The 3,149-nt window shown below is 67.4% G+C and carries 3 protein-coding genes; 1 reads left to right on the top strand and 2 read right to left on the bottom strand.

The features are described from left to right. Nucleotides 1-735 (top strand): alpha-L-arabinofuranosidase C-terminal domain-containing protein (locus ACXJKR_RS28275; RefSeq protein WP_457325662.1); only part of this gene is annotated, 735 nt, incomplete at its 5' end. 22 nt (nucleotides 736-757) lie between these two features. Here ACXJKR_RS28275 and ACXJKR_RS28270 read toward each other — a convergent pair. Both ACXJKR_RS28270 and ACXJKR_RS28265 read right to left on the bottom strand, forming a co-directional pair. Then, nucleotides 758-2,110, bottom strand: coding sequence for a hypothetical protein (locus ACXJKR_RS28270; RefSeq protein ID WP_457325661.1), 1,353 nt, complete (start codon nucleotides 2,108-2,110; stop codon nucleotides 758-760). Further along, a partial coding sequence (locus ACXJKR_RS28265; protein WP_457325660.1) for a TIM-barrel domain-containing protein occupies nucleotides 2,107-3,149 on the bottom strand: 1,043 nt, incomplete at its 5' end. The genes ACXJKR_RS28265 and ACXJKR_RS28270, both read right to left, overlap by 4 nt.

Below are 3,149 nucleotides of genomic sequence, written 5' to 3'. Positions count from 1 at the left end.
GTCAAGGGCAAGGACCTCGGCTTCAAGGAAGGCGAGTGGATCTCGACCCTGGCCAATACCTTGAAGATGGATCAGCTGATCAAGGACCACGTGGCCGTGCTGGACAAACACGACCCCGAGAAGAAGATCGGATTGATGATCGACGAGTGGGGCACCTGGTATGACGAAGTGAACCCCAGGGGCGGGCTGTTCCAGCAGAACTCCCTGCGCGACGCGCTCGTGGCGGCACTCAACTTCCACATCTTCCATCAGCATGCGGAGCGGGTCCCCATGACCACCATCGCCCAGATGGTCAACGTCCTGCAGGCGATGATCCTGACGGACAAGGAGAAGATGGTCCTGACCCCGACCTACTACGCCTTTCAGATGTATGCGCCGTTCCAGGATGCCAAGTCGCTGCCGCTGGCCATCAAGGACAACACCAGCTACACCCTGGGCGCTGTGACCATTCCGGGCGTGAGCGCTTCGGCGGCGCGTGCCAAGGACGGCAAGGTGTACCTGGCGCTGGTCAACACCGATCCGTCCAAGGCGGTCGATGTCGCCGTCAACGTTGCGGGCACGAAGGTCAACGGTGCGGCAGGCAAGGTGCTGACCTCGGCCGCGATGGACGCGCACAACACCTTCCAGGATCCGCAGGTCATCAAGCCGGCGGCGTTCAGCGCGCGTGCCGCGGACGGCAAGCTGTCCATCAAGGTACCTGCCAAGGCCGTGATGGTGGTCGCGCTGGAGGAGTGAAGGCTTGGCGCGCGGGCTCTGCCTAGAGCCCCTGGGGCAGCACCCACTCGATGCCGATACGGCGCGTGGCCGTTCCGTCGCGCAGTTGCGCCGGGTCGGGGGCAGCAGCGGGGGTGGTGGCGGCGCGAGCCAGGCTCACGGCGTCCAGCTCGCGCTCCAGAGCCAGGGCCGGCACACCGCGCACGCCGGCCGCCATGATTTCGCGGCGCTGCACGAAGCTGCGCACGATCTTGCCGGCAGCATCGAGATCCTGTTCCACGACGACCGTGCCCGCAAGCTCGGCGCGGCGCGCGAACAGCGGAAAGCCGTTCGCGTCGGTCGCGCCGGGGCCACTGCGCGGCACATCGGGCAGCAGATAGCCCGACGAACGCACGGCCATGGCGGTGCGCCAGGCATGCAGCGCACGCGGCGCCGTCATCCGCTGGGTGCGTACCTGCTCCTGGCTCCACCAGCGCAGCAGCTCGCAACGTGAAGCGGGTGATTGCGCGGCATAGGTCCAGCCCGGCGCCTGCAGCGCGTTGCGCACCTCGGGGGCGAGGCTGGAAGCGTTGCCCGGCGGCTTGGGCAGCGCAGCGACCAGCTCATCCTCAAACGCGCGGTCCGGCGAGGGCGGCACCTGCCGCGGGACCTGACCCCATCGAGCCAGGCGCGCCGCCTCGCCCTGCCAGGCGGCGTCGCGCTGCTCTGCGGGCAGCGCCTCGATCAGCTGCGCCACCTGCGCCACGGGCCGCGGCTGGTCGAGCCGCTGGCAAATGGCGGGTGTCTTGAGCGCATCGATCCAGATCGTGTCGCTGGGGTGCGGCGTTGCATCAGCTTGCCACAGCGCCACTTCGTTGAGCACGCGATTGCTCAATCGCTGCGCAGCCACTTCCGCCCGCAGCTCGCCCTTGCCCTGCGCGGTTTCATCGGTCAGCCATGCCGCCCAGCCGGCCTGTGCGCGCTCACGTTGTTGACGCAGCACACCCTCGGCCACGCTTCGGTGCTCCGGAGAAAGCTTCAGGTCGGCAGGCAGCTGGAACATGCCCGCCAGCAAGTCCACCGGCTGGCGCAGCAGTCCCGCATCGCGCTCCAAGCGCTCACGCAGCTTTGCTCGCTGTTCGACCATCAAGCGGCGTGCGGCTTCGTCACGCTGCTGGTCGATCAGCTCCTGCGCCATCTGCTTGTTCTTCGCCGCCGCAGCCGCCTTGTCTGGGCTCTGCCCCTCGGCCGTCACGCCGCCAACGCGACCGGGCTCCATGCCGGGAAAGGTGCCGACCTGAGCCAGCACCGCAGCCGGTGCATGCAGAAGCACCGCCAGCGCAACCAGCCGCAGAGAAAACCGCCGGCCAGAACCCGGCACGACGTCACCGCAACGTCTAACCTGTGATGCTTTCATGAACGCCCCCAGTTCAAGGTTTTGCCTTCAGCCAGCACCGGACTGCGGTGACGGTCCACCTCCAGCCCCCAATCGCGCAGCGCACCCTCGCTGACCTTCGCCGTGTACTGCCCGCCCTGGCGGCTGACCGTGCCACGCGCCGCCATGCTGCCGTCCGCGCCCACGACCGTGAAGGCCGCGCTGGCGCCGTCATCCAGCTCGAACACGCGCAGCACCGTGCCGCGGGCGTAGTCGTAGTCTGGCTTCTCGGTCTCGGCACCCCAGGCGATGACGCTGTTCGGCGCGGCGTACAGCGGCATGGACAGGAAACCATGCACCTCGCGATGCCAGCGGCCGCCTTCGCGCTTCTCGCCGCTGAGCAGATGCGTCCACTTGCCTTCGGGAAGGTAGAAGTCCACCTCGCCGCTCTCCGTGAACACCGGTGCCACGAGCAATGCTTCGCCGAGCTGGTACTGCCGGTCCAGCGTCGCGCAGGCCGGGTCCTGCGGGTGCTCCATCAGCATGGCGCGCATCAGCGGCACGCCGGTCTGCGTCGCCTCATGCGCCTTGGCGTACAGATACGGCATGAGCTGGTGCTTGAGCCGCGTGAATGCGCGCAGCACGTCGCAGCTCTCTTCGTCCACGAGCCATGGCACCCGGTAGCTGCTGCTGCCGTGCAGGCGGCTGTGCGAGGACATCAGGCCGAACTGGATCCAGCGCTTGTAGACGGCCGGSGGCGGGTTGCCTTCGAAGCCGCCAATGTCATGGCTCCAGAAGGCGAAGCCGCAACTTGTGAGCGACAGGCCGCCCCTGAGGCTCTCGGCCATSGATTCAAACGTGCTCCAGCAGTCACCCCCCCAGTGCACCGGGAAGCGCTGGCCGGAGGCATACGTGGAGCGGGCGAAGACGATGGCGTCGCTGCCCTGCACTTCTTCGAGCAGCTCGAAGACGGCCTGGTTGTATTGCAGCGCGTACAGGTTGTGCATCTCGACGGGGTCGGAGCCGTCGAAGTAGGTCACGCCTTCGCTGGGGATGCGCTCGCCGAAGTCGGTCTTGAAGC

Source organism: Roseateles sp. P5_E11 (assembly GCF_054049355.1).
The sequence above is the reverse complement of the archived record's forward strand: the minus strand, read 5'-3'. Positions and strand labels throughout refer to the sequence as shown.

Excerpts from the sequence above, each read along its gene's own strand:
- ACXJKR_RS28270 (WP_457325661.1), bottom strand. The coding sequence starts at position 2,110 with ATGAAAGCATCACAGGTTAGACGTTGCGGTGACGTCGTGCCGGGTTCT.